20 protein-coding genes and 1 pseudogene are annotated in these 19,137 nt (G+C 66.6%); 10 read left to right on the forward strand and 11 right to left on the reverse strand.

From position 1 onward, the window contains the following. Window positions 1-12 precede the first annotated feature (12 nt). The 3 genes from KQ307_RS03590 to KQ307_RS03600 are packed head-to-tail and all read right to left on the reverse strand — an operon-like array spanning window position 13 to window position 2,632. A complete protein-coding gene (locus KQ307_RS03590) occupies window positions 13-891 on the reverse strand; it encodes an alpha/beta fold hydrolase (protein ID WP_399241601.1) in 879 nt (292 codons plus the stop codon). Then, window positions 888-2,039: an iron-containing alcohol dehydrogenase gene (locus KQ307_RS03595; RefSeq protein WP_259726963.1), complete on the reverse strand. Its 1,152-nt coding sequence runs from the start codon at window positions 2,037-2,039 to the stop codon at window positions 888-890. Before KQ307_RS03595 ends, KQ307_RS03590 begins: the two co-directional genes overlap by 4 nt. A gap of 23 nt (window positions 2,040-2,062) precedes the next feature. Then, window positions 2,063-2,632: a CDP-alcohol phosphatidyltransferase family protein gene (locus tag KQ307_RS03600; protein WP_259726982.1), complete on the reverse strand. Its 570-nt coding sequence runs from the start codon at window positions 2,630-2,632 to the stop codon at window positions 2,063-2,065. Window positions 2,633-2,811: 179 nt separating this feature from the next. Here KQ307_RS03600 and KQ307_RS03605 point away from each other — a divergent pair, with 179 nt between their 5' ends. Beyond that, window positions 2,812-3,246, forward strand: coding sequence for a CBS domain-containing protein (locus KQ307_RS03605; protein WP_259701456.1), 435 nt, complete (start codon window positions 2,812-2,814; stop codon window positions 3,244-3,246). On the opposite strand, the gene pdeM is transcribed toward KQ307_RS03605, so the two are convergent. Continuing rightward, complete coding sequence (gene pdeM / locus KQ307_RS03610) at window positions 3,203-3,901, reverse strand: ligase-associated DNA damage response endonuclease PdeM (RefSeq protein WP_259726964.1); 699 nt, start codon at window positions 3,899-3,901, stop codon at window positions 3,203-3,205. The two genes, KQ307_RS03605 and pdeM, sit on opposite strands and share 44 nt — an antisense overlap. Before the next feature lie 8 nt (window positions 3,902-3,909). Beyond that, on the reverse strand, window positions 3,910-4,494 hold the full coding sequence (locus KQ307_RS03615; protein WP_259726965.1) for a glutathione S-transferase family protein: 585 nt from the start codon (window positions 4,492-4,494) through the stop codon (window positions 3,910-3,912). Between the two features lie 98 nt (window positions 4,495-4,592). Between KQ307_RS03615 and KQ307_RS03620 the strand changes: the two genes are divergently transcribed. Together KQ307_RS03620 and KQ307_RS03625 are read left to right on the forward strand one after the other, a co-directional pair. After that, window positions 4,593-6,734 (forward strand): 4Fe-4S binding protein, encoded by a 2,142-nt coding sequence (locus KQ307_RS03620; RefSeq protein WP_259726966.1) that lies wholly within the window; start codon window positions 4,593-4,595, stop codon window positions 6,732-6,734. A gap of 103 nt (window positions 6,735-6,837) precedes the next feature. Beyond that, window positions 6,838-7,074 carry a hypothetical protein gene (locus KQ307_RS03625; RefSeq protein ID WP_259701442.1) on the forward strand — a complete coding sequence of 79 codons (237 nt, stop codon included), beginning with the start codon at window positions 6,838-6,840 and terminating at the stop codon, window positions 7,072-7,074. Window positions 7,075-7,249: 175 nt separating this feature from the next. Here KQ307_RS03625 and KQ307_RS03630 read toward each other — a convergent pair whose 3' ends face one another. From KQ307_RS03630 to KQ307_RS03645, 4 genes are all read right to left on the reverse strand, one after another. Then, complete coding sequence (locus tag KQ307_RS03630) at window positions 7,250-8,203, reverse strand: substrate-binding domain-containing protein (protein WP_259701443.1); 954 nt, start codon at window positions 8,201-8,203, stop codon at window positions 7,250-7,252. Beyond that, complete coding sequence (locus KQ307_RS03635) at window positions 8,200-8,925, reverse strand: PspA/IM30 family protein (RefSeq protein WP_259701444.1); 726 nt, start codon at window positions 8,923-8,925, stop codon at window positions 8,200-8,202. Before KQ307_RS03635 ends, KQ307_RS03630 begins: the two co-directional genes overlap by 4 nt. Window positions 8,926-8,950: 25 nt before the next feature. After that, entirely contained in the window at window positions 8,951-11,443 is a 2,493-nt protein-coding gene (locus KQ307_RS03640) for a ligase-associated DNA damage response DEXH box helicase (RefSeq protein WP_399241609.1), read from the reverse strand. Between the two features lie 82 nt (window positions 11,444-11,525). Further along, a complete protein-coding gene (locus KQ307_RS03645; RefSeq protein ID WP_259701446.1) occupies window positions 11,526-11,735 on the reverse strand; it encodes a DUF350 domain-containing protein in 210 nt (69 codons plus the stop codon). Between KQ307_RS03645 and KQ307_RS03650 the strand changes: the two genes are divergently transcribed. From KQ307_RS03650 to KQ307_RS03660, 3 genes are read left to right on the forward strand one after another with little or no spacing between them, the layout of a single operon-like run. Further along, complete coding sequence (locus tag KQ307_RS03650; protein ID WP_259726968.1) at window positions 11,734-12,807, forward strand: hypothetical protein; 1,074 nt, start codon at window positions 11,734-11,736, stop codon at window positions 12,805-12,807. The genes KQ307_RS03645 and KQ307_RS03650 overlap by 2 nt on opposite strands. A gap of 30 nt (window positions 12,808-12,837) precedes the next feature. Then, window positions 12,838-13,071, forward strand: a complete 234-nt coding sequence (locus KQ307_RS03655; protein WP_259701448.1) for a hypothetical protein — start codon at window positions 12,838-12,840, stop codon at window positions 13,069-13,071. Further along, on the forward strand, window positions 13,068-14,621 hold the full coding sequence (locus KQ307_RS03660) for a polyamine aminopropyltransferase (RefSeq protein ID WP_259726969.1): 1,554 nt from the start codon (window positions 13,068-13,070) through the stop codon (window positions 14,619-14,621). Before KQ307_RS03655 ends, KQ307_RS03660 begins: the two co-directional genes overlap by 4 nt. Before the next feature lie 479 nt (window positions 14,622-15,100). Here KQ307_RS03660 and KQ307_RS03665 read toward each other — a convergent pair whose 3' ends face one another. Further along, a complete protein-coding gene (locus tag KQ307_RS03665; protein WP_259726970.1) occupies window positions 15,101-15,856 on the reverse strand; it encodes a CPBP family intramembrane glutamic endopeptidase in 756 nt (251 codons plus the stop codon). Between the two features lie 359 nt (window positions 15,857-16,215). Here KQ307_RS03665 and KQ307_RS03670 point away from each other — a divergent pair, with 359 nt between their 5' ends. The 4 genes from KQ307_RS03670 to KQ307_RS03685 all read left to right on the forward strand — a co-directional run bounded on the left by KQ307_RS03670 (window position 16,216) and on the right by KQ307_RS03685 (window position 19,006). Then, window positions 16,216-16,791 (forward strand): hypothetical protein, encoded by a 576-nt coding sequence (locus KQ307_RS03670; RefSeq protein WP_259726971.1) that lies wholly within the window; start codon window positions 16,216-16,218, stop codon window positions 16,789-16,791. A 294-nt stretch (window positions 16,792-17,085) separates the two neighbouring features. Further along, a complete protein-coding gene (locus KQ307_RS03675) occupies window positions 17,086-17,496 on the forward strand; it encodes a hypothetical protein (RefSeq protein WP_259726972.1) in 411 nt (136 codons plus the stop codon). 162 nt (window positions 17,497-17,658) lie between these two features. Further along, complete coding sequence (locus KQ307_RS03680) at window positions 17,659-18,162, forward strand: hypothetical protein (protein WP_259726973.1); 504 nt, start codon at window positions 17,659-17,661, stop codon at window positions 18,160-18,162. Window positions 18,163-18,220: 58 nt separating this feature from the next. After that, on the forward strand, window positions 18,221-19,006 hold the full coding sequence (locus KQ307_RS03685; RefSeq protein WP_259726974.1) for an alpha/beta hydrolase: 786 nt from the start codon (window positions 18,221-18,223) through the stop codon (window positions 19,004-19,006). Here the strand turns inward: KQ307_RS03685 and KQ307_RS03690 are convergent. After that, a pseudogene (locus KQ307_RS03690) lies at window positions 19,007-19,137 on the reverse strand (IS1595 family transposase); the annotation flags it as partial.

The following is a 19,137-nucleotide window of genomic DNA, read 5'->3' on the forward strand; positions in this document are numbered from 1 at the left end:
GCCGCCTTCGGTTCACCAGGAGGCGGCCACTTTGCTGGGCTGATCCAGATGGGGAAGATGTCCGCAGTCCCTGAGCTCCTGCACCCGATCGCCGAGCAGGGCCAGGGCCGCCCGCTTCAGCGGTGGCCGCAGGATCCTGTCGTCGGCGCCCCAGAGCACCTGCAGCGGTTGCGGCGGCAAGGGATCACCGCAGCCAGCGAAGCCCCCGCTGCGGGCAAAGCGCCCCAGCGCTTTGCCCCAGCCCGGCGTGCGCAGATGCAGAGAGGCGATCTCTTCTTCGGCCGGTCCCACGCTGGCTGACGGGTTCGCAAAAGCCTGGCGGCAGAGGCCCCGCCGCACCGCAGGCCGGCTCAGAAACCACACACCCAGGGCATCGAGCAGGGGTGGGATCGGCTGCGGCCGGCCGGTCAGCCCCGCTGGGGCGAGCAGCAGCAGACGGCCGATCCGCTTCGGACTGCGGCGGGCCAGTTCCAGTGCCACGGCACCACCCATCGAGGCACCGATCAGACCCACGGGCCTGGCATCCAGGCTGGCGATGGCCGTCAGCACGGCATCGAGATGCCCCAGCACCCCGGCCGGGCCATCGGCGCCATCGGGTTGGCGGGGGCTGAATCCGAATCCGAACAGGTCGGGGATGAACAGCTGCGCCCGTTCGGCCAGCAGGGGCGCCAGCCGCCGGAACTCAAGCAGGGAGCTGTCGAAGCCGTGCAGCAGCAGGATCGGTTCCCCCTTGCCCAGCACGGCCACCGGCCATCGATCCGGCCATCCCGGCAGCTCCCACCACTGCACGGCTGCGGCCAGCGACCGCCCCTGGGGGTCAGCCAGGGAGTGGGCGGCCCAGGCGAGCAGCTCCCGGCCGGAGGCCCCTGCCGCTGCTGGCTCGGGGCTCAAGAAACCGGCTCACGGCTGGCGGAGCGTTCCTCCGGGAGAAGCGCTCCGGCGGTGGTGCTCACCAGGGCGGCCAGCAGATCGGCTTCCGTCACCGGGAAGGGCAGACGGTGCAGGTCGGAGCCGGGCCGGCAGGCAAAGGCGCAGACCGCCTGCAGTTCGCCGAGCGTGGCGCCGGCCAGGCCCAGCTCGTCGAGACGGACCGGCAAGGCAAGGGAGCGGAACAGGCCGATCAGCTGACGCCGCGCCTGGGCGGCGAGCTGGCTGGAGCAGAGCAGTTCCTCCAGCCGCAGCTGCACCAGCACGCCGAAGCCCACCTTCTCGCCATGCAGGGCGCCATGGCTGGCCACCAGCTGGGTGAGGCCGTTATGGACGGCATGGGCGGCGACGGTGCGGCAGCCGGCACCACCGACCCCGCCGATCAGGCCGGCGGTGAGCGCGGCCGCTTCGGCCACCCTGACCCAGGCCTCACTGCCGGGGGAGGCGATCGCTTCCAGCCCATCGAGCAGCAGCTGGTCGCGCAGCACCCTGGCCTGCTGGACCGCCTGCTGGATCAGCCCATCGCTGCTGCCGCCACTGCTCACCGAGGCCTCGTACCACTTGGCCATCGCATCGGCGATGCCGCTGGCGAGGGTGCGGGCCGGAGCCTGGCGCACCAGTTCGTGGTCGAAGATCAGCAGATCTGGGCAGCGCTCCAGGGCCACATCCCCCTGAAAGGCACCGTTTGGTGTGTAGAGGTTGGCCAGAGCCGTCCAGCCGGCACAGGTTGCGGCGCTGCTGGGCACGGTGATGCAGGCCAGGCCGAGGCGGTGGGCGAGCAATTTGCCGGCGTCCATCACCTTGCCGCCACCGACGGCGATCACGGCATCGACGGCGGCGCCCCGCTCGGCGGCCGCCAGGACCACCGCTGCCAGGCGGGCCAGATCCTCCTCACAGCAGTCGTGCTGCAGTTCCGCCTGGAGCGGATCCAGTCCGGCGCCGCGCAGGTCGGCCAGCAGCCTGGCCCGCAGGGCGGCGGTGGCTGCGGAGCGGCCCAGCAGCAGCGGGCGGGCGCAGAGGGCGGCGATCCTGGGCAGGGATTCGGGCCAGGCCCCGGCGCCGCGCCGCACCTGGGCGGGGGCGATGGCGTGCTGGCTGACCGAGCTGCTCATGGCTTGAGGTGAGTGTCTGAATCTTAAAAGTTGCGACGGTCGGCGCGCAGATACCCCAGCGCCGAGCTGAGCGCCAGCAGCAGGGAGGGCCAGAACAGCCACCATCCCAGGCTGTGCAGGGCCTTGGCCACCTCAAGGCCCCCAGGGTTCCACTCGGCGGGCCAGAGCAGCAGCAGCAGGGAGCTGAACTGGAGGATGGTCTTGGCTTTCCCGGCGCGGGAGGCGGGGCCGCCGTCCCCCTGGCCGGACCGCCAGCCTGAGATCAGCAGCTCCCTGGCCAGCAGCAGCCACACCGCCCACAACGGCAGGCTGCCGCTGGAGCCGAGCCAGAGCAGCGGGGCGCTGATCAGGATCTTGTCGGTGAGGGGATCGAGGCGGGCCCCCCAGGCGGAGCCACCGCCGGCCCGACGGGCCAGGACGCCATCGGCCCAGTCGCTGAGGCCGCCGCTCAGCAGCAGGCCCCAGGCCAGCCCGCCCTGTCCGGCCAGCAGGGCCAGCAGCAGGGGCAGGCCGATCAGAGCACGCGCCACGGTGAGCCCATCGGCGAGGGCCCTCGACCGGCTGGAAGCGACGGGTGGCCCTGCCTGCTGTATCGATCGGAGCGACACGGTCGATCACCGGCTGAGACCGCCAGTCTGATCGGGCAGCGGCGCCGTTCCCCCTGGATCGGCGGCGGAGCTTCTCGAACCGCGCCCCGCTGGCCTAGAACCCTTGCAGCCGCGCCGCGCCGATGACAACCGACTCCCCGTCCGCCGTTCGTGTGACGGATGCGATGACGACCCCCGTGTTCAGTGTCACCCCGGCGACCCCGCTCCAGGAGGCGGTGCAGCTCATGACCGACCACCACATCAGTGGCCTGCCGGTGGTGGATGGCAGCGGCGCCCTGGTCGGGGAACTCACCGAACAGAACCTGATGGTGAAGGAAAGCGGCTTCGATGCCGGCCCCTATGTGATGTTGCTCGATGCGGTGATCTATCTGCGCAACCCGCTCGACTGGGACAGGCAGGTGCACCAGGTGCTCGGCAGCACGGTGGGGGAGCTGATGCAGGAGCATCCCCACAGCTGCGAGGCGGATCTTTCGCTGCCTGAGGCGGCCCGGCTGCTGCACGACCGCAGCACCCAGCGCCTGTTCGTGCTTGATGGCGGCAAGCTCGTCGGCGTGCTCACCCGGGGCGATGTGGTGCGTTCCCTGGCCGGCAGCCTCTAGTTCCCGCCCCTGGCCAGGCCACGATCGAACCATCGGCCACCAGCCAGCAGGGCTGGTGCGGATCGCAGGGGTGGCCGCCGGTCAGCTGACCGAAGGCCGGCAGCACCAGCCGTGGGACGGCTGGGTCCAGGCTGAAGCAGGGAAGCCGGAGCCGGTCAGCGCCGGAGCCCACCACCGCCACCGGGTGGAGATGGCCACAGAGATTGAGCCGCTCCACCCCGCCGGCCGGCGCCCGCTCCGGAGCATGGCTGAGCCAGAGCGGCCCCCTGGCGCCGCTGGGCCCGGCAGCCAACCCTTCCAGCCAGCTGCCCCGTTCGTGGTTGCCACTGATCAGGCTGAGCCGGCAGCCGAGCAGCTCCGGCAGGGCCGCCAGTTTCTGGCGCAGCTCAGCGGTGAGCCCCAGTCGGCTGTGGATCAGGTCGCCGAGCAGCACCACCTCGCGGGGACGCCAGCGATGGGCGAGCGCCAGCAGCGCATTGAGGGTGGCCAGATCGCCGTCGCTGGGCAGGGGAATGCCGTGGATCTGGAAGGTCTCCGCCTTGCCCAGATGCAGATCGGCCAGCAGCAGCAGGCCCTGGGCCGGATCCCAGATCGCCTTGGCTGCCAGCAGCTCAAGGCGATGACCGCGCCAGACGAAGGGATGGTGGCTGGGCATCCGATCGCTCAGCCCGTGGCCATCGCCGCCTGGTAGGCGGGGCGAGCCTGGGTGGCGGCGATGCAGCTCTTCACGTTCGGGTAGGGGCTGAGGTCGAGCTGGGGGAAGAAGACCGGCAGGTAGGCGAGATGGGCCTGGACGGCGCAATCCGCCACCCCCCAGGCCGTGCCCAGCAGGGGGGCGCCGCCTGCCAGCCGGTTGTTCAGGGCCGCCATCAAGCGGGGAAACTCCTTCTGGCGCGCCGATTCGACGAACAGGGCCGTGGCCAGCGTGGCGTTGGCGAACAGCACCCACTGCTCCGCCTCGGCCCGCTGGGCCGGGCTGCTGAACTCGTGACCGAAGCGATCGGCGAGGTAAAGGAGGATGGCACCGCTCTCGAACAGGCTCAGGCTGCCGCCATCGGCCGCCACCGCCTCGTCGTCGATCAGCAGGGGCACCTTGCCGAACGGGTTGAGCGCCAGGAACGGCTCCTGACGGTGCTCGCCGGCGGCCATGTCCAGCAGCGTCCACTGGAACGGGATTCCCTTTTCGGCCAGGTACCAGCGGGGCATCGAGGCCCGGCTGCGGGTGCCACCGTAAAGAGTCAGGGTCATCTGTCGATCATCCTGCAGACCGGCTTCAGACTGGCAGAGCCCACCTGCTCACCGGATCGCTCCCAGGTCACTGTGACGGCCATCGAACAGGAGAGACGGTGACAGATTCCGAGCCGCTCCACGTCCCCGAGCGCTTCCAGCGCCTGGCCCCCCACCTGGTCGGCCGGGCCCGGCGGGGCATCGTCGGCAGCAGCCGCTATGCCGCAGGGCTGAGGGAGCGGGTGCGGCAGGCCGCCGCCGACCCGGAGCGCCGGCCGGTGCTGATCGCCGGTGAGCCCGGGCTGGAGAAAGATGATGTGGCCGCCCTGATCCACTTCGGCTCCACCACCCGCCGCCACCTGATGGTGCAGCTGGATGGGGCCCTGCTGCGGGGCGATGGGGCGGAGCTGTTCGGCAGTGCCGGCAGTGATGGCGTCGGCTCGCTGCTCGATGACATCGGCGCCGGCAGCCTGCTGATCAACAAGCTCGACCGCGTCGATGCGGCCCTGCTGCCGGCCCTGCTCAGCCTGGCCCGCAGTGGCGATTGGAGCCCCCCCGGAGCCGGCTCCACGTCCCGCCGCTTCGCCGGCCGGTTGTTCTTCACCACCGAAACGACCCTGCCCGACTTTGATCGCTGCTGCTCGGTGATCCGGGTGCCACCGCTGCGGGTGCGGCGCCAGGACCTGGGCGAGTGGCTGCGCTACCTGCTGCGGCTGCGCAGCCGGGCGCTGGGCTGGTCGGTGTCGCCGGTGGTGGGTGAGGAAGTGATCCGCCGGCTGCAGATCCACGATTTCCCCGGCAATGTGCGGGAACTCGAAGGCCTGGTGGAGCGGGCGCTGCGGCAGGTGCAGGTCCCCAGCCTGCCTGAAGCCGAGCGGAACCCTCCGCTGCAGCTTCCCGAGGAGGTGTTCTGGCTGACGCCACGGCCCCAGCGGCTGCGCTTCGACCTCTGGCGCTGGAAGCCGCCGCTGCGTCAGTGGATGCGTTCGCCGCGGCTCTGGAACAGCCTGCTGTTCGGTCTGGTCAGCTGGGTGTTCGTGCTGGTCAACCTCTGGCTTTGGCTGGGGCCCCAGGACCGGGGCCACAACGGCGGGCTCAACATGTTCTGGGCCTGGTGGTGGCCGCTGATCCTGCTCAGTTATCCCCTGGTGGGGCGGCTCTGGTGCTCGTTCTGTCCGTTCATGGTCTGGGGTGAGATCGTCCAGCGGCTGGCACGGGCGCTCGGCTGGCAACCGGCCAGCTGGCCCCGGGGCAACACCGACGCCTGGGCGGCGCCGGCCCTGGCAGCTGGTTTTGCCGCGATTCTGCTCTGGGAGGAGCTGGCCGATCTGGAGAACAGCGCCCGGCTGAGCAGCGCCCTGCTGCTGCTGATCACGGCTGGCGCGGTGATCGGCTCGCTGCGCTTCGAGAAGCGCTTCTGGTGCCGTTATCTCTGCCCGGTGGGGGGAATGAATGGCCTGTTCGCCAAGCTTTCGATTCTGGAGTTGCGCGCCCAGCAGGGCACCTGCAGCGGTAGCTGCAGCACCTATGCCTGCTTCAAGGGCGGCCCTGCCGAGGGGGAGGGCCTGGCCACGGCCGGCTGCCCGCTCGGCACCCACCCCGCCCATCTGGCCGACAACCGCAATTGCGTGCTCTGCCTCACCTGCGTCCAGGCCTGCCCGCACCGCTCCGTGCAGCTGAGCCTGCGGCCACCCGCCGCCGATCTGCAGCGGGAGATGGCGCCACCCGATGGGGAGGCTGGTCTGATCCTGGTGCTCGCCGGCGGCGTCTGCCTGAAGTTCTGGGATCGGCTGCTGGGGGGTCTGCCCCTGGCCCCCGACAGCCTGCAGGCGGGCCCCTTGCTGCCGCGCCTGGCCTTCGCCGCCCTGGCCCTGGCGCTGCCTTCGGCCCTGGCCCTGCTTGCGCTTCGGATCGGGAGCTGGTTGGCACCGCCGGAGCGGGCTGCCCGGCGTCTGCGCCTCGGGCTCTATGGCCTGCTGCCCCTGCTCTGGGGGCTGTTGCTGGCGCGGCACCTGCCGGTGGGGATGGCGGAAGCGGGCCGGTTGCTGCCGGTCAGCTTCCAGCTGCCGCTGCCCAGCTGGAGCGCTGATCCCCACGTGATCGCCTTCTGCCAGAGCCTGGTGCTGCTGGTCGGTGGAGCGGGTTCCTGGCTGGTGCTGCGCCGCTTGCTCCTGCCCAGCCGCCGGCTGGTCTGGCTGGCCTGCCTGGGAGCCTTGGCGATCGGGGTCGGGGGACGCTGGTTGGTGGGTGTGACGCTCTGAGCGACTGGGATCCGGGCGGCAGCGCAGCTGGAAATGTGTTCGGTTGGCTACCGACAATCGCGGTCCATCAGGCAGGATCAGCACACCCACCGGGAGTTTCCCCGTGAGCCAACGTCGGTTTCAGCGCCAACTGCCCAGCGAAACCCGTCAGTGGATGGAGCGACGCCTGCACGGCCTTGAGCAGGTGGAACGCTTTGAAGATGCCTACGCCCTGCGCATGGAAATGGCGGAGTGGCTGCTCCAGATGGATACCGATCCGCCCTGCGCCAACCTCACGGTTTCCCGCCTGCTGCGCGAGCGTTGTCTGGATCCCCAGCCCCCTGTGGCGGAACAGGGTTGATCACAACGGCGATAATCCGTCTGAACCGCCCCGTTTCTCGATGACTGTCGCCCTGCTGATTGCCCTGGTCGGCTCACTGGTGTTGATGAGCGTGATCATCAAGCGGCTGGAGAAGGCCTGAACCCCGGCTGTGTGCCGTCGGAGAGATCCGGCGATCAGGATGGGTCCGGCCCCCTCAGGGACCTTGGACCCCTGCTTCGATCCGCTTCCTGCCGGCCTCGGAAAGGGCATAGCCGAGAAAGGCTTTCGCCGCTGGATCGGCTGGCTGGCGATAGGCGTAGTACAGCGGACGCTGGAAGGCGTAGGTGGCTGCTTCTGGCGTGTTCCCGTCGATCGCCAGCACTCTCACGGTCTGCTGGTCAGCCACCTGGCCGTAGGTGGCATAGCCGATTCCGTCGCTTCCCAGCATGCGCAGCATCGGCGTCGTGGCGTCCCGGGCGAGGCTGGTGATGTTGGCGGTTGTGCCGAACGGCCTGCCTTCCAGAACGATCGCCTGGAAGGCGGTGTGAGTGCCGCTGACGCTCGGCCGGTTCAGCACCCGGATCGGCCGATCGACGCCCCCCAGGGTGGTCCAGCTGGTGATTTCGCCCTGGAAGATCTGCTGCACCTGGCGGCGCGAGAGCCCCCGGCGGAACGGGTTGTCCACTCCCACCACCAGGGCGATGCGATCACGGGTCACAGGGATGGCGGCCAGGCCGCGGCCCTGCTCCTCGGCGGTGAGCGGTCTGGAGATCGCCGCCAGGGTGATGCTGCCTCCCAGCAGTGCCTGGATGCCGTTGTCGGATCCGACCGCTGCCGTGCTGACCTCGGTGCCGGGGAAGGCGCTGACGAACCCCAGTTTGAGTGCTTCGTTGATCAGCACCATGCTGGTGGAGCCATCGATGCTGACGGTGGTGCCGGCCGGAACGCTTGCCGGCAGCGGAAAGAGCGCCGCCGGATCGCCCTGGCCGCCGCCGCCTGGTGAAGCCTGGGGAAGTCCGGGCAGGCTGGGGAACGGGGCTCCGGCCTTGAGCAGATTGGCCAGGCGCGGCCGGTAGGTCCAGAGCGCCGCCAGTCCGACCAGAAGCAACAGGATGTAAATGATCGGGGGTGGCCCGCTGCGGGTGCTGCCGCCATCGTTGCTGCTCATGGTGGTGGGAGTTCCGGCAGGCGCCGCATCGGGGCAGGGTTCAGGGCACTGAGGCGTTGGGACACTTCCTCATCCAGGCTGAGCTGCTCGAGATCGGCAGCCATTTTCTCCTGGGGATTCTCGGAGAGTTCAGCGAGGGCGGTGCTGGTGAGGTGGCGGCCCTCCACGGCATTTCGGGCGGCCTCGAAGGAGGAGCGGGCAGAGCCGATGTCGAAATCGTTGTTGACCTTGGCAATCGATTCGAGCGCCGCGTTGACTTCAGCCAGATCCTTCATGTTCTGCATGTCGGATTTGTACTGTTCGAGCTTGAGGCGCTCGCGGTTCAATTTGTCCTTGGAGGCCTTCACGAACGCTTCGGCCTGCTGCACCTGCTCGCCGAGGGCGGGCAGCAGCTTCTCGATCTGGATGGCCCGGCCCATCGCCAATCGGGCAGCATCGATCTGATCGGAGTCCCTGGCCAGGCGGGCCTGGTGCTCATAGGTGCTGAGCTCGCGGGTTTTCTCCTGGTACTTGTTCCTGGCCCGCTCGTAGGAACCCACCTGCTGGGCCACGGCCCTGGCCAGCTTCTGCACGGATTCCTGCATCGATTGCAGCGACTCCTCGGCCACGGCCACAGCCACCTTGCCGCCGGATTCAACCGGCAGACCCCAGAGCCAGCGCCAGCTGCCGACGACCACCCGGCCGGCCCGATCCCCCATCAGCCAGTAGATGACCCTGCGCACAAGTTGCTGATCAATCCAGATCAGATTAGGCGGGGATGTGGTTTTCAGCCCGCCTGGCCTCCGCCATCAGCCGCTCCAGCCGGCTCAGCACCGATTCGTTGCTCATGCGGTTGTTGAGCCGCTCCGCCAGCAGCGGGAAGGCGAACGGTCCCGGGCGCGGCGTGAGCTCCAGGCGCAGCTCGCTGGAGCGCAGGCGCGTGAGAGCCGCCTGCAGGCGGCCCAGCTCCAGCTGCTCGTCGAGCACCTCGCGGCGGGCCTGGGCCAGCAGCCGATGGCCGGGTTCGTGGCGCTGGAACACGTCGAACAGCAGTGAGGCGCTGATCTGCAGCTGGCCGCCGGTTTTGTTCTGGCCGGGAAAGCCGTTCAGCACCAGGCCGCTCACCTGGGCGATCGCGCGGAAGCGGCGGCGGCAGAGCTCGGAGAGGTTGATCGAAGCCTCGAGATCCTCCTGAAGGCGTTCGATGGCCAGCAGGGTGGGGACCTCGCTCTCGAACAGCTCGGCGAAGGGATAGCCGCGCGGGGCCAGCAGCTCGAAGCCGTAGTCGTTCACCGACACCGTGATCGTGCCGGGCTGGATCCGGGCCAGGCGGCCGGCCCAGAGAAAGCCGAGCCCCTCATGCACGAAGCGACCCTCGAAGGGATAGGCGTAGAGGTGGCTGCCCTCGCGGCTGCGGGTGATCTCCACCAGAAACTCATGGGCGCGCGGCAAGGCCGACAGCTCGTGCTGGCGGCGCAGCAGCGGCTCCAGGGCCCGCAGCTCGGGGGTGTCGAGCCTGGAAGTGCCCTCCTGTTCGTGGCTCCCGCTGCGGTCGCTGGCCGCCAGGGCCCGGGCGCAGCGATCGACCTCCTGACGCAGGTGTGAGCTGAGCAGATCGGAGAGGGCCATCTGGCCGCCCGCCCAGGCCGGCACCAGGCTGCTCTTGCGGCTGCTGGCCTTCACCAGGGCGGTCATCTCGCGCAGGCGTACGAATTCCAGCTGGCGGCCGGCGAAGAAGAACACATCGCCGGGCTTGAGCCGGCTCACGAATCCCTCCTCCACGTGGCCGAGCGTGGCGCCCCGCACCACCTTCACCGTGATCGAGCGGCTGGCGGTGATCGTGCCGATGTTGAGGCGGTGCAGGCGGGCGATGGCGGTCTCACGCACGCGGTAGCGGAACGGAGCGTCTGGAGGGTCCTGTTCTGGCGGAGTGCTTTGAGGCGCCGCCGACGCCTCGCGTTCGAGCTTGCGGTAGCGGGGATAGGCGCCGAGGCAGTCGCCGCCGTGCTCCAGGAAGCGGAGGCACCACTGCCAGTCGTCGTCGCTGAGCTGGCGGTAGCTCCAGGCGCTGCGCACGTTGGCCAGCTCCTGCTCAGGTTCGAAGCCCGGCCCGCAGGCCAGCGTGGTGAGGTGCTGCAACAGCACATCGAGCGGGGCCAGCGGTGGCCGCCGCACCTCCACCAGCCCCGCCGCCAGTCCGCGCCGCATCGCGCTCACCTCCAGCAGCTCCAGCGCGTTGGTGGGCATGAACAGCACCTGGGAGGTGCCGCCGGGGCAATGGGCGGAGCGGCCGGCCCGTTGCAGCAGACGCGCCAGGTTCTTGGCGGAGCCGATCTGCACCACCCGCTCCACCGGCTGGAAATCGACGCCCAGATCGAGCGAACTGGTGCACACCACCCAGCGGATCCCGCCCGCCTTCACCCCCGCTTCGATCGCCTCCCGCTCGGCCCGGTCGATCGAGCCGTGGTGCAGGGCCAGCGCTCCTTCCATCTCCGGGCAGGCATACCGCAGGCATTGATGCCACCGCTCCGACTGGTTGCGGGTGTTGGTGAACAGCAGTGTGGAGATGGCGGGATCGAGCGCCGCCACCAGCTCTTCGTACATGCGCAGGCCCAGGTGGCCGGCCCAGGGGAAGCCATCGATCTGCTCGGGCAGCAGGCTGCGGATCTCGGTGTGGCGGCGCAGCCTGGCGCTGACGATCAACGGCGCTGCGGCCTGCCCCCCCACCGCGGCGCGCGCCGCCTCCTCGAGATTGCCGATCGTGGCGCTGATCGCCCAGGTGCGCAGGGCGGGCCGGTGGCTGCGCAACCAGCTGAGGCAGAGCTCGCACTGGCTGCCGCGCTTGCTGCCCATCAGCTCGTGCCATTCGTCCAGCACCACCGTTTCGAGGCCGCCGAACAGCTCGGCGGCCTTCGGGCTCGCCAGCAGCACCGACAGCGATTCGGGCGTGGTGATCAGGATCTGGGGCGGCTGGCGCAGCTGGCGGCTGCGCTCAGCGCTGGCGGTGTCGCCGTTGCGGATGCCCACCCGCAGCGGCCAGCCCATCGCCTCGATCGGCGCGCGGATCGCCAGGGCCAGATCGCGGCTGAGTGCCCGCAGCGGCGTGAGATAAAGCAGGCGCACGCCCGGCCCGGGGCTTGCCAGCAGGCGGGCGATCGGCCCCATCACGGCGGCATAGGTTTTGCCGGCGCCGGTGGGCACCTGGATCAGGCCGTCGCGGCCCTCCAGGTAGGCCTTCCAGCACTGGCGCTGAAACGGCATCGGCCGCCAGCCCTGCTGGCGGAACCAGTCTTCGATCGGGCGGAGCGGGGCGCCGCTGCGGCTGGCCACGGGTCGCCGCCCGTCAGCTGGAGAGCACCGCCACCACCACGGCGGCGATCGCCAGGATCACGGCGCCGAGCACCACGCCGGCGGCGGTGTTGCCCTTGCGGATCTCGTTGCGGTAGTCGATCGGCGAGAGGCGATCGAACAGCAGCAGGCCGCCGTAGATGAGGATGACGCCCAGAAACGTCCAGCCAACCGTCAGCAGCAACTGGAGCAGCGGTTTGACCATGACCCCGTCACACCTTCGCCGTCAGGGTAGGGACTCCCTGGAACCAGGCCGATCGGGCGGTGCGGCCGGTGACACCAGCGTGCGCTGGCCGCTGCTGGGCCTGCTGCTGCCGCTGCTGCCGCTCGCGGTGCTGGCGCTCTCGGCGCTCGAACCACCCCAGCGGCTCCTGCTGGTGATGACGGAGGAGCAACCGGCCCGCAGCGAAATGTTCAAGTTGCGCGATGGCTGGCTGGGCAGCCCATGGATTGCGCTGGAGGCGGAGCTCCCAGACAACAGCACGGTGGAGCTGGGGGTGCGCCTGCTGGATGCCACAGGCCGCCCGGTGCTGGAGCTGTTCAAGGACGGCTGGCGTGAGAGCGGCGTCTGGGTGGAAGGCGGCGAAAGCGGCAGCTGGCAGGAGCGGGACACAGCGCTGCAGCTGCAGCTGCGCCCCAAGGCCAGTGGCCGCTTCCAGCTGGAGGTGACACTCGATGAGCTGCTCGGCGTGAGCGGCTTGCCGCTGCAGGCCCCAGTGACGCTGCGCGGCACGGTGCGCAACCACAGCGTGGACGCCGGCCTGTTGCTGTTCACGGCGGTGGTCAGCCAGGCGATCGTGCTCTGCCTGCTGGCGGCCGTGTACGGCGCGGCGCGCTCGCGACGCCTGCTGCGGGTGGAGGAGGGGGTGGCGGCCGTGCGGCTGCCGCTGGGCGGGCCGGGCCTGCTGAAGCTGGTGGTGCGTGCCCGCTGGGAGCTCCCCGATGGCGCCACACCCGAGCTGCCACCGCCCGCCCTGGCACCCTTCAGCCTCAGCCTCAGCGATGCCACCGGTGAGCGCCGCCTTGATCACCAGGCCACGCTGGCGGTGGTGAAGCACGCCAACGATGGCGACCACTGGCTCACCCTCACCCAGACCCACCACCTGCGCCTGCCGGAACCCGGCAGCTTCCGGCTGCGGGTGACGGTGCCGGAAGCCTTCGGCCCCCAGGACGACCCCTGGGAGATCGAGTGGCTGCAGCTGAGCGTGGAGGATGGGGTGAAGACGGCATTCCGGGTGCCGTTGCTGCCGCTGCGGCCGCGGGGCGCTCCAGCCTGAGATGCTCACAGGGTTGGGAGCCCGCCCGTCATGCCCCGCGAACACGCGGTGATCCTGCTGTTGGCCGTCAGCGCCGTGGGTGTGGGCACCACCGCGGCGATCCTGCAGCCCGCGCTGTTCCGGCTCGGCCAGGAGGGCACGCCGGCCAGCTTCAGCGGTGTGCGCTACGGCGGCAGTTACCGGGCGGGCCGCTGGGTGGCGGCGCCGGATCGCTCACGCAATTGGTCGGGCTTTCAGGGGCGCGGACCGGGCACCGCCAAGTGATCCCCCTCGCTCCCGCCGCCCCGCCGCTGCGCCCCCTGCAGGTGTGGGTGCTGCTGGCGGCGGCGGCGGTGTCCTCCAGCGTGAGCCTGGTGCTGGAGCTGATGCTCGCCACCCAGGCCAGCTACCTGCTGGGTGATCACACTCTCGCCACCGGCATCGTGGTGGGCACCTTCCTGGCGGCGATGGGCCTGGGGGCCTGGCTGAGTCAGTTCCTCGCCTGCGGCCCCAACCCGTTCGCCCGCCTGCTGCGGCTGTTCCTGCTGGTGGAACTGCTGCTCAGCCCGCTCTGCCTGCTGGCGCCCCTGGGGTTGTTCGCCCTGTTCGGGGCTGGCGGACCGGTGTGGCTGGGGCTGGTGGTGCTCACCGTGCTGGTGGGGGTGCTGGGCGGCATAGAGGTGCCGCTGCTCACCCGCCTGCTGGAGACCCAGCAGCACCTGCGCACGGCGCTGGCGCGGGTGCTGGCGCTCGATTACCTGGGCGCGTTGGTGGGGGCGCTGCTGTTTCCGCTGGTGCTGCTGCCCTGGCTGGGCCTGCTGCCCACCGCCGCCATGCTGTCGCTGGTGCCGCTGCTCAGCTGCCTGGTGATCTGCCGGGTGTTTCCGCTGGAACGCCACTGGCGCTGGCTGGTGGCCGGCACCTTGCCGCTGGTGGCCCTGGTGGCCTGGGCCGTGCTGCCCCTCGGCGACAGGATCGAAGACAGCCTTTACGACGATCCGGTGGTGGGCCGGCTGCAGAGCCGCCACCAGCGCATCGTGCTGACCCGCCGCCGCGATGACCTTCGCCTGTTCCTCGACGGCAACCTGCAGTTCTCCAGCCTCGACGAATACCGCTACCACGAGGCGCTGGTGCATCCGGTGATGGCCTTCCACCCGCAGCCGCGCCGCGTGCTGCTGCTCGGTGCCGGCGATGGGTTGGCGCTGCGGGAGGTGCTGCGCTGGCCGGGCGTGCAGCGGGTGGATCTGGTGGAGCTGGATCCCGCCATGCTGCAGCTGGCGCGCCGGCACCCCTTCCTGCGGCGCCTCAACCAGGGCAGCCTGGACGACCCACGGGTGCACCTGCACAGCGGCGACGCCTTCGAGCGGGTGCGGCACCTGCCCGGCGCCTACGACGTGGTGATCGCCGATTTCCCTGATCCCGCCACCGCAGCGCTGGCGCGGCTTTATAGCGTCAGCTTCTACGGCCGACTGCTGGAACTGCTGGCCCCGCACGGGCGGCTGGTGACCCAGGCCTCGACGCCCTTCTTCACGCCGAAGGTGCTGGCCTCGATCCAGGCCACCTTCGAGCAACTGCCGCTCACCACCCGCGCCTACAGCGTGGATGTGCCCAGCTTCGGCCCCTGGGGCTTCGTGATCGCCTACCGCGCGGGCCAGACCTTGATGGCCGCCCCGCTGCCGTTCACGGCCCGCTGGGCCGACGACGCCCAGATCGCCCGCCTGTTTCCCCTGCCACGGGATCTGCGCCTGCCGCCTGGCGAGCGTGTGCAACCGAACCGCCTGCTGCGCCCCGTGCTGGCTGAGTACCAACGCCAGAGCCGCTGGTCGGGGCCGTGAGAGCCGATCGGCGCTGCGTGGGAGCCAGGAGCTGACACTCCTATGGAGAGTCAAGCCTCCCAGTCACCGCCTGAGCAACCACAACACGTTGCCTTCCCCGTTCCGATACCCACTGCTCCACTGCCCCACGGCGACGACCCTGCCGGCCGCTCAATCCACACGCCAACGTCCTCTCCTTTGCCCGCAACAATCGGCCAACGGCAAGATCACCCTCCACCTGCAGCACCATGGCGTTTCGATCAAAGTGCCGCCGTCGTGGCGTCACCTCTTTGCAAGCGGACAGAAGCCGCTGCGTGAAGGTCTGCGGCCGTATGGTCTGCCGGAGCTGCTGGGGATCCCAGCAGAACGCTGGCGGCAGATCCAGGACGTCTGCACAACCACGGTGATTGTGCTCCGCACCGATAGATGAAGGTTCGTCTTATTGCCTGTGGGGATTCAGAGTAGCGGGGAGGGAAGTGTTCTTCTGACTTTGGCAGAAACTAGGAGACACAGGCCGTTGGATCTGGATCGTGATGTTGCACTTCAGGGATAACAGCCGTCTCTTGATCGTTTCTGTAGATGCTGATGTAGACAAGGATGCCAAGCACTACGAACATAAGCTGCGCCACGACTGATGCACGCCCAAGCCAGGGGTAGGCATAGCCACCGGCTAGAAACGTCGTGACATCCCACAAACCATGCGCAACCATGGCCGGCCAGATCAGGCCACTGTAACGGCGGAACACATAGAGAATGATGCCGCTTAATGCCGCGAGGATGACTTGGAGTACGCCGATCAGCCCCATACCCATGAAAATGTTAGGTACATGGAAGAGACCGAAACAGATGCCGGTCCAGATCGCGGCTGCCGCTTCTGAGCGTCCTCCCTCACGCAAGCAACGCAGGAAGATGCCGCGGAACAACAGCTCCTCGGCGAAACCGACGCCGACCCCCGTCGCGATGATCGCCAGAAGGAGGGCCGGTGGTACCGAACTCCACGTGATACCGACCATGCGGAAGGCAATCATCGCCACCCAGGCCAGCATCGAAATCTTCATGATGCCAGTGGTCCTCAGCCGGATGGGATCACGCCATACATGATCCCAGCGACACCAAAACGTAAACGCCAGCAAGACCAAGCCAGCAAGGGCCAGCGGGATGACTGCCGTCTGTACTGCATTGTCAGCGGTCTTGAACCACTGCGGATAGGGAATTCCAGTCTGAAACTGCAGAAGACCAGCAAGGCCGCTGTACATGACCCACCCCGCAATCCCGATGGTGAGAGAAGGGCGGATACGCGCTCTGCAGCTGGTCGAGGCACTCTCTAAACCATCGGCCTTTAGGATCATGTCAATGGGGCCACGGAACGGAAGATCAATATAGGTGGATCGGAATGTATCCAGACCGTCTCAAGACGGAAGGATTGACACCGCCGTTGGGAGGCTGTGCCCCCGCGAGCTGAAACTGGGCCTCATTCAATGCATCCAAAGGATCTGAAGTCACTTGCCAGGACAGTCCATGCCCACTGATTAGGCGCAATGTCAGATCCCCCAGAGCCGGCCCGTAACCAAGACGGGGGGGATCATGTAAAATCCCATCAAATCATGCATGCGCAATGACACGGCTCAAGATTCTCGCAGCCTCTCTTCTGAGTGTTGCAGCTGTAGCAGTCGCTTCCCCAGCACTGGCCGACACTGTCGATGCTCGCTGCGATGTTTTTCCCGCAGGAGACGACAAAGCCACCTCCTCGGGGCTGTGTACCTTTTCCCAGCGTCAGGGCTTCGTGAGCATTCAGCTCAAGGGCGGCCAGATGATCGAGCTCAAGCCCAACGAGAGCACGCCCAACGCCTTCTTTGATGAGCGTGGTGAGCCTGCCAAGCGCGAGATGCTGGAGGCCAATCGCGGACAGGTTTACCGGCTGGAAAAGCAGTCGATCTTCGTGTTCTGGGATACGGCCCCCTACGCCAAGGGCGCGAGCAGAGGCAGCGGGGCATCCACGGAAAATCCACCAGAGATTGTCCCCCTCCTGTTGGGCATCCATCAGGTGAAGTTTGAAGGAGCCTGTCGGGTCAATTTCAACAAGGCAGGGAACTACTTGAGCAAAACCTCTGCCTGTGACGCGGCCAAGGTCGGTATCGCCGAGGACGCCATTCAGCGCTACTTCCGCGAGCAGGGGGCAAAGACCCATTGATGGCGGCCCCAGCCGCGCGGGCCAGCTTCAGGGCGCCAGTATCGCGCTGGGCTCCACATCAGAACCAGCCCATGCTGCTGCATTGAGGCTGGCAGATGGATGTTTTGCTCACAAAAGCCTCTTGATGCCAGAGACAGATTCAAGCCATCGGCTGGGTGATTTGTATTCCGTTCTGCAGTGTCAAGTGAGCGGAGAGAGCTTTTCCGCTCAATCCTATTGGCCTGAACAGTGGGTGGATCCTTGCGGCATCTATCGTCATCAGCGCCCCAAACCCTTCATGCAAGGGCTGGGTGGGTGGCCATCGGGGTCGGGATCTGGTGGGCTGGGGTGGTGTTGGTTACCTATGGGTGCCGCAATGTGCTTGGCGCACTGGCACTCTTCGCCATTCCGATGGATCTGTCATCTGGGTCAGTGTGGTTATGGGGAGCCTGGTCGGTGACGGTTGTTGTCTTGGCTGGAGCGGGCAAGCTGGGAACTCGCATCCTGCAGCGTCAGTGTCCTCAGATTCCTGCTCGGCAGTCAGCAGCACTGTTTCTGATCTCGGTCATTCTCGTGATCTTGCTACGCCCCGAACTGATGCCTGTTTCAGTGGAACCACAAGACAGCACTCATGGACGGTCGATTGGATGGATTGTTTCTGCATCTGCAGTTGTATCTGGAGCCTGGCTCTCCGTGGGTGCAGTGAAACGAGGCCATCGTGCATGAACCAAAGTGATCTGGATAGTGGAGTCATCTCGATGGGAGGAATTGACTGTATGGTCTTATGATTACTCGTCAAGCTAGCTTTGTAACAGACAATTGCTGCTGTCCGAATGACAATCCATTTCCGGGCAGCCCTTCTTTCTTGCCCTTGCTGCAACTGAATCTATGGTATCCGCAATTTCCGATTCATCTCAAACCCTGTCAGCCGCCATCATAGCTCTGCAATCAATTTATCGAGCTCCTAGTCAAGCCGATTTTGGCAGCGCAGTTTTTACTGATGCGATCAAGCCTGGGGCAGACCTGGAAACTATTGCTCGACACTATTATCAGCACTTTGTCGGGCCGATGTGGGAAGAGTATGGTGAGTCTGCGTGGATGAGTCAATGGAAACAGGTGTATTCCCGTCCTGATGAAGTTCAGCCAGATGTTGTGGCAGAGCTAAGAGCAATCGTGGATCCCCTTGCGTCTCATTTCATGCCGATTATGCTCATGGCTGAAACGGATGACAAGGACAGAGCACAGCAGTCGCTTGCATCCGTCTTTAATGATCCCCTGATCAATGAGTTGAAAGTCTTCTCAATCGGCGACGGTGCAGCCATGTCCGGCTTGCTCCTGGCTGGCAGCAGCGCCACAGGTGAAACGACCATCATAGTTTCACTCTTGGATTAGACATTCAGGGCTATCTCTCGTGAATCCATTGCTGGTTAGACTTTGTCAATTCACCATCTTGTCTGTTGCTCTTCTGAGTGGAAGCAGTAATCCAGCCAATGGGGCAACAGTTAATCGTGCCAGCTTTGGCCCAGCATGGAAAGCTGTTGATTGCAAAACTTTTGACGTACCCTCTTCCGTTGCTGAACTTTCGGATTGTGGATACGTTTCTGTCCCTGAACAGCACGGACATCCGCAAGGGCCCTCCATTCAACTCGGCGTTGTACATACCCGGAGTACGGCCAATGTGCCTGCGCCGGATCCACTGTTCGTCGAACAGGGTGGCCCCGGCGGAACAACCATTGGTGTGTTTGTCAATCTTGCCCTGCCAAGCCATCCCGGCCTGAAAGCTTTACTTCAGAGCCGCAACTTAATCTTCATGGAAGAGCGGGGAACGAAGTATGCCATTCCATACCTATCCTGTCCAGAGTTGAATGCTCACAATATTACTGTGGCCAAAAAGCAGAAAGAATATACTGATCCTGACTGGATCAAAGTGTGTCACGAGCGCATGAAGACCCATGGGGTAAATCCCAATGCTTTTAATACCCGCGAGAATGCCGCCGATATCTACTTTGTGGCCGATGCGCTGGGTTATGAGCAATTCAATTTTTATGGGGTTTCTTATGGCACTTTGTTGGGGCAATATGTGATCGCTCAGGCAGACAAGCACAAGTCGCAACTGCGGAGCGTGATCCTTGATGGAGTAGTCAGGCCAGATCTAGATTTTAATCTGGCATCAGGCCATGCAATCAGCTATGCCTTACGGAACGTATTCCATGCTTGTACCCAAGATCAGACTTGATTAGGTAGCTGGCTCCGCACTCCTCAAGAAGCGTTCCGGCCGAGCGCCGCAGCTGCAGATGGCATGAACCACTCGCTCAGTCATCGTTGCCAAGTTGAAGCGCCGGTTGAAGCGGTAATTGAAGGCACCCA

The sequence above is a fragment of the Synechococcus sp. CS-1326 genome, from assembly GCF_025128115.1.
Lineage (GTDB): Bacteria > Cyanobacteriota > Cyanobacteriia > PCC-6307 > Cyanobiaceae > Regnicoccus.

Bases quoted from the DNA above. Each gene is read 5' to 3' on its own strand.
- KQ307_RS03595 (WP_259726963.1), bottom strand. From the start codon at position 2,039: ATGAGCAGCTCGGTCAGCCAGCACGCCATCGCCCCCGCCCAGGTGCGG.
- KQ307_RS03605 (WP_259701456.1), top strand. From the start codon at position 2,812: ATGACGACCCCCGTGTTCAGTGTCACCCCGGCGACCCCGCTCCAGGAG.
- pdeM (WP_259726964.1), bottom strand. From the start codon at position 3,901: ATGCCCAGCCACCATCCCTTCGTCTGGCGCGGTCATCGCCTTGAGCTG.
- KQ307_RS03615 (WP_259726965.1), bottom strand. From the start codon at position 4,494: ATGACCCTGACTCTTTACGGTGGCACCCGCAGCCGGGCCTCGATGCCC.
- KQ307_RS03630 (WP_259701443.1), bottom strand. From the start codon at position 8,203: ATGAGCAGCAACGATGGCGGCAGCACCCGCAGCGGGCCACCCCCGATC.
- KQ307_RS03640 (WP_399241609.1), bottom strand. From the start codon at position 11,443: ATGCCGTTTCAGCGCCAGTGCTGGAAGGCCTACCTGGAGGGCCGCGAC.
- KQ307_RS03650 (WP_259726968.1), top strand. From the start codon at position 11,734: ATGACCCCGTCACACCTTCGCCGTCAGGGTAGGGACTCCCTGGAACCA.
- KQ307_RS03645 (WP_259701446.1), bottom strand. From the start codon at position 11,735: ATGGTCAAACCGCTGCTCCAGTTGCTGCTGACGGTTGGCTGGACGTTT.
- KQ307_RS03655 (WP_259701448.1), top strand. From the start codon at position 12,838: ATGCCCCGCGAACACGCGGTGATCCTGCTGTTGGCCGTCAGCGCCGTG.
- KQ307_RS03665 (WP_259726970.1), bottom strand. From the start codon at position 15,856: ATGTACAGCGGCCTTGCTGGTCTTCTGCAGTTTCAGACTGGAATTCCC.
- KQ307_RS03670 (WP_259726971.1), top strand. From the start codon at position 16,216: ATGACACGGCTCAAGATTCTCGCAGCCTCTCTTCTGAGTGTTGCAGCT.
- KQ307_RS03680 (WP_259726973.1), top strand. From the start codon at position 17,659: ATGGTATCCGCAATTTCCGATTCATCTCAAACCCTGTCAGCCGCCATC.